The sequence below is a fragment of the Acinetobacter sp. genome, assembly GCF_036659555.1.
Classification (GTDB): Bacteria; Pseudomonadota; Gammaproteobacteria; order Pseudomonadales; family Moraxellaceae; genus Acinetobacter.
The window spans coordinates 1-5,866 of the sequence record NZ_JAVXCI010000129.1; the positions used below are offsets into that span (position 1 = coordinate 1).

Below are 5,866 nucleotides of genomic sequence, written 5' to 3' on the forward strand. Positions count from 1 at the left end.
TAGAGGTACTCGTACATTTAATATCTACCGCTACGATCCTGATAAGGATAAAGCGCCGTACATGCAGACTTTCAAGCTTGAATTGACTGACAAGCACCGCATGCTGCTTGATGCGCTTCTGGCGCTGAAAGTTCAGGATGAAACGCTGACATTCCGCCGTTCTTGCCGTGAAGGCATCTGCGGTTCTGACGGTGTGAACATTAACGGCAAAAACGGTTTAGCGTGCCTGTGGAACCTGAACGATTTGCCGAATGAAATCACTATCCGCCCATTGCCGGGCCTTCCGGTTGTGAAGGACTTGGTTGTGGATATGAATCAGTTCTACGATCAGTACAACAAAATTCATCCGTTCTTGATCAATAACCAGCCGGCGCCGCCGAAAGAGCGCCTGCAGTCTCCGGAAGAGCGCGAGCACTTGGATGGCCTGTATGAGTGCATTCTTTGCGCATGCTGCTCAACCTCATGCCCGTCATTCTGGTGGAACCCGGACAAATTCTTGGGTCCGTCTGCGCTGCTGAATGCTTACCGCTTCATCATTGACTCGCGTGATACAGCGACTCAGGAACGCTTGGCGCGCCTTGACGATCCGTTCTCGCTGTTCCGCTGCAAAGGCATCATGAACTGCGTATCCGTTTGCCCTAAGGGCTTGAACCCGACTAAGGCGATTGGCCACATCCGCAACATGATGTTTGATCAGGCAGGCTAATCTGCCCCGCTGTTAAAAAGAGCGCATCCCCGGATGCGCTTTTTTACGCCTAAAGCGCGGGGCGGGCCGGGCCGGCGGGGTTATTTTCTTGCTGCAATGCGCCTTTGGCCCTGTAAATATGGATTGAAGCTGTTATCATATAACGTGCATGGGGGCGTGAATGGCGGAATCACGCTCTTTTTTTGCTCGGGGAGTGGGGTTTGTAGACTTTGGTCTGAATTGAAAGATTATTTTTTATAAAGCACCATATCTTAGAGGAAAATACCGGCATTGTATTTCGCTAATTTATGAGAGATATGTGTCAAAAAAATCAATTAAAAATGGCAGAACGTGTTAGCATTTAACGCGCCGCTGTATGTGAAAATTGGGCATTAAATATGTACTGTTTTCAGCATTTAACGGCGCCTGAGCAGCTGCTGAATGCAGGTGAGCCGGTTTAGAAAAAGCAAGGCGCAGGAATTGCTTTTTCTAAGACGATTTGCAAAAAATTGCCCGGTTTCGGCTGGGTATAACAATGAGTAATGATGCCGCTGAGGGGCGTTATTGTTCATTAATCACATTGGGAATTCCTGATGTAGTGATAACGCGCCTCATGGCAGATGCCTAATGGGGACTAATGTCATATTACAAATCTGACATTATTAATCATGGGTTGGCTTAAAAAGCATCCTGAAATGTTTTTGCAATAGGAAATGGGTCCACAAATGCAAGAAGTTGCTGACGCACTGCGTCTTGACACAGAACTTTCCGCTGACAGTGCAGCGTATATTGAAGAACTTTATGAGCAGTATCTGACAGCTCCAGACTCAGTGGAAGCTGACTGGCGTGAATACTTCGATAAATTCCCTAAAGGTGATCAGCCGCACAGCAATGTGCGTGAGCAATTCCTGCTGTTAGGCCGCAATTCAAGCCGTGTTCAGCCTGTCGTGCAAAGCGCGGTAAGTTCTGAGCATGAGCGCCGTCAAATTGGCGTACTGCAGCTAATCGCAGCGTACCGCAACCGCGGCCATCAAAAAGCGAAACTTGATCCATTAGGCTTGGCTAAGCGCGAAATCGTGCCGGATCTGGATCTGGCGGCGCACGGCTTGACTCAGTCCGATTTAGATACGCCGTTCAACACCGGCAACCTGGCAATCGGCAAAGCCGAAGCGACACTGGGTGAAATTGTTCAGGCAATGGAAGCGACTTACTGCGCTTCTGTTGGCACTGAATACATGCATATTGTAGATACCAAAGAAAAACGCTGGATTCAGCAGCGCCTTGAAGGCGCGCGCAACCAGTTCGGCTTCAATGCAGATCAGAAAAAGCACGTATTGGAGCGCTTAACTGCAGCTGAAGGCCTGGAAAAATATTTAGGCAGCAAGTTTGTCGGTGCGAAGCGCTTTGGTGTGGAAGGCGGCGAGTCTTTCATTCCGCTGGTGAATGAGCTGATTCAGCGCGCCGGTTCTGTCGGCTGCAAAGAAGTGGTGATCGGCATGCCGCACCGCGGCCGCTTGAACTTGCTTGTGAACATTATGGGTAAAAACCCGGCAGACCTTTTCGGTGAATTTGAAGGCAAATCACTGCATAAAAAAGGTTCTGGCGACGTTAAATACCACCAAGGCTTCTCTTCAAATGTAATGACTCCGGGCGGCGAAGTCCACTTGGCATTGGCGTTTAACCCGTCGCACCTGGAAATCGTCGGCCCTGTGGTTGAAGGTTCTGTGCGCGCGCGCCAAGTGCGCCGCAAAGATATTGGCGGCGATGACGTATTGCCAGTGATTGTGCATGGCGATGCTGCATTTGCAGGCCAGGGCGTAAACCAGGAAACCTTCCAAATGTCGCAAACCCGCGGCTATACGGTAGGCGGTACAGTTCACATTGTGGTGAACAACCAGGTTGGTTTCACGACGTCTGATCCGCGTGATGCGCGTTCTACAGAATACTGTACTGATATCGCGAAAATGATTCAGGCGCCAATTTTTCATGTGAATGGCGATGACCCTGAAGCGGTACTGTTTGTTGCTCAATTGGCGCATGATTTCCGCCACACCTTCCGCAAGGACGTTGTGATTGACATGTTCTGCTACCGCCGCCGCGGCCATAATGAAGCGGACGAGCCGGCAGCAACGCAGCCGATGATGTATCAGGTGATCAACAAGAAAGCCTCTACGCGTACGCTGTATGCGGACCAGCTGGTGCAGGAAGGCGTGCTTGACCGCGCTGCTGCTGATGCGATGGTTGAGCAGTACCGTTCTGACCTTGAAGCGGGCAAGCATGTTGCCAACGCTTTGGTGCTTGAGCCGAACAAGAAGATGTTTGTGGACTGGTCTCCGTACCTTGGCCATGAATATACCGATGAATGGGACACAACTTTCCCAATCGAGCGCCTGAAAGCGCTTGGCGCGAAAATGCGCGAGCTTCCTGAAGGCTTTGTCATGCAGCGTCAGGTCGCTAAAGTGATTGACGACCGCCTGAAAATGCAGACCGGTGAAATGCCGCTGAACTGGGGCGCAGCTGAAACTTTAGCTTATGCAACCGTTTTGGATGATGGCTACCTGTTCCGCTTAACCGGCGAAGACGTGGGCCGCGGCACATTCTCGCACCGCCATGCAAAACTGCATAATCAGGTTGACGGTTCAACTTACATTCCGCTGTGCAATTTAAAAGAGAATCAGCCGCGCACCGCGATTTATGATTCGCTTTTATCTGAAATGGCTGTGCTGGCATTTGAATACGGCTATTCAACCACTTTGCCGAAAAGCTTAATCATTTGGGAAGCGCAATTCGGCGACTTCGCAAACTGCGCGCAAGTGGTGATTGACCAGTTCATCTCTTCTGGCGAAACCAAATGGGAACGCGTATGCGGCTTGACCCTATTGCTTCCGCACGGTTTTGAAGGCCAGGGCCCTGAGCATTCATCTGCGCGCCTGGAGCGTTTCCTGCAGCTTTGCGCTGAAGACAACATGCAGGTGATTACGCCGACAACCCCTGCGCAGATTTTCCACGCAATGCGCCGCCAGGCTGTCCGCCCAATCCGCAAGCCGATGATTATCACTTCTCCGAAGTCATTGCTGCGCCACAAACTGGCGGTTTCATCACTGGAAGAGCTGGCAACCGGCACATTCCAGACGGTAATTGATGAAATTGATCAAATCAGCAAAGCGGACGTTACCCGCCTTGTGCTGTGCGGCGGCAAAGTTTATTACGACCTGCTGGAAAAACGCCGTGAGCAGGGCCTTGAAAATACCGCAATCGTCCGTATTGAACAATTGTACCCGTACCCGGAAAAACGCCTTGCAGCAGTGCTGGCTTCTTATCCAAACGTAAAAGAAATCGTTTGGGCGCAGGAAGAGCCGAAAAACCAGGGCGCTTGGCTATTCATCGCGCCGCGCTTATATGACGACGTAATGAAAGCGGGTAACCAAGTGCGCATCAGCTTCGCGGGCCGTCCGGCATCTGCGGCGCCTGCCTGCGGTTCACCTTATTTGCATGCAAAACAACAAGCTCAGCTCGTGAATGACGCTTTAGCCATCGTGGCTGAATAACAGGAGATTTTTAGTAATGGCAACCGAAATTAAAGCACCGGTGTTCCCAGAATCAGTTGCTGACGGCACAATTGCAACTTGGCACAAGCAGCCTGGTGAAGCAGTATCACGCGACGAAGTGATTTGTGATATTGAAACTGACAAAGTTGTGCTGGAAGTTGTAGCTCCTGCAGACGGCACGATTGCAGCTATTGTTAAAAATGAAGGCGATACAGTGCTTTCCGCTGAAGTGATTGCGCAGTTTGAAGAAGGCGCAGTTTCCGGCGCAGCGCCAGCTGCCGCGCCTCAGGCTGAACAGAAAGCTGAACCGGCTGCTGCAGTTCAAGCTGCTGCCGGCGCTGCTGTTGCTGATCAGGCGCCTGCAGTGCGTAAAGCATTGACTGAGTCTGGCATTCCAGCTGCTGACGTTGCGGGCACAGGCCGCGGCGGCCGCATCACGAAAGAAGATGTTGCCAGCCATCAGGCTAAGCCGGCGGCTCCTGCAGCTGCGCCATTAAGCGTTGCTGTGGGTGAGCGTGTTGAGAAACGCGTTCCTATGACCCGCCTGCGCAAGCGTGTTGCTGAGCGCCTGCTGGCTGCGACTCAAGAAACTGCAATGCTGACAACGTTCAACGAAGTCAACATGAAGCCAATCATGGAAATGCGCGCTCAATACAAAGACGCATTTGAAAAGCGCCACGGCGCGCGCCTTGGCTTCATGTCATTCTTCGTTAAAGCGGCGACCGAAGCGCTTAAGCGCTACCCAGCGGTTAACGCGTCTATCGACGGCAATGACATTGTTTACCATGGCTACTATGACATCGGCGTAGCGGTATCTTCTGAGCGCGGCCTGGTTGTACCTGTGCTTCGCGATACAGACCGCATGAACTATGCTGAAGTTGAAAACGGCATCCGTGATTTCGCTTATAAAGCGCGTGACGGCAAGCTGGGCATTGAAGACATGACTGGCGGCACGTTCACCATCACCAACGGCGGCACTTTCGGTTCATTGCTTTCTACTCCGATCCTGAACACGCCGCAAACTGCAATCTTGGGCATGCATAAAATCCAAGAGCGTCCAATGGCTGTAAAAGGTCAAGTGGAAATCTTGCCGATGATGTATTTAGCGCTTTCTTATGACCACCGTTTAATCGATGGTAAAGAAGCAGTTGGTTTCTTGGTAACAATCAAAGAATTGTTAGAAGAACCAGCTAAATTGATCCTTGACCTTTAATTCTAAAGAATAAAACATGGGCTTAGAGCGATCCTCTAAGCCCATTTTTGGAGATAAAAATGTCTCAACAATTTGATCTTGTTGTAATTGGCGGTGGCCCAGGTGGTTACGAAGCAGCAATTCGTGCAGCGCAGCTTGGTTTTAAAGTTGCTTGTATCGAAAAACGTATTCACAAAGGCAAACCATCATTAGGTGGGACGTGCTTAAACGTGGGTTGTATTCCGTCTAAAGCATTGCTTGATTCTTCTCACCGTTATGAAGATACAGTGCATCACTTAGCTGATCACGGTATTACAACAGGTGAAGTGAACTTTGATTTGTCTAAACTCCTTGCACGTAAAGACAAAATTGTTGACCAACTTACAATGGGTATTGATGGCCTTCTAAAAGGTAACGGTATCGAGTGGTTAAAAGGTACAG

The 5,866-nt window shown here is 50.4% G+C and carries 4 protein-coding genes; all 4 read left to right on the plus strand.

The window, feature by feature from the left end; all coding sequences use genetic code 11:
- A partial coding sequence (locus RSA72_RS13520) for a succinate dehydrogenase iron-sulfur subunit (RefSeq protein WP_332623879.1) occupies positions 1 to 706 on the plus strand: 706 nt, incomplete at its 5' end.
- A gap of 704 nt (positions 707 to 1,410) precedes the next feature.
- Positions 1,411 to 4,233: a 2-oxoglutarate dehydrogenase E1 component gene (locus RSA72_RS13525; RefSeq protein WP_332633344.1), complete on the plus strand. Its 2,823-nt coding sequence runs from the start codon at positions 1,411 to 1,413 to the stop codon at positions 4,231 to 4,233.
- Positions 4,234 to 4,249: 16 nt separating this feature from the next.
- A complete protein-coding gene (gene odhB / locus RSA72_RS13530) occupies positions 4,250 to 5,446 on the plus strand; it encodes a 2-oxoglutarate dehydrogenase complex dihydrolipoyllysine-residue succinyltransferase (RefSeq protein ID WP_332633340.1) in 1,197 nt (398 codons plus the stop codon).
- A gap of 59 nt (positions 5,447 to 5,505) precedes the next feature.
- On the plus strand, positions 5,506 to 5,866 hold a 361-nt coding region (locus RSA72_RS13535), incomplete at its 3' end, for an FAD-dependent oxidoreductase (RefSeq protein WP_332633342.1).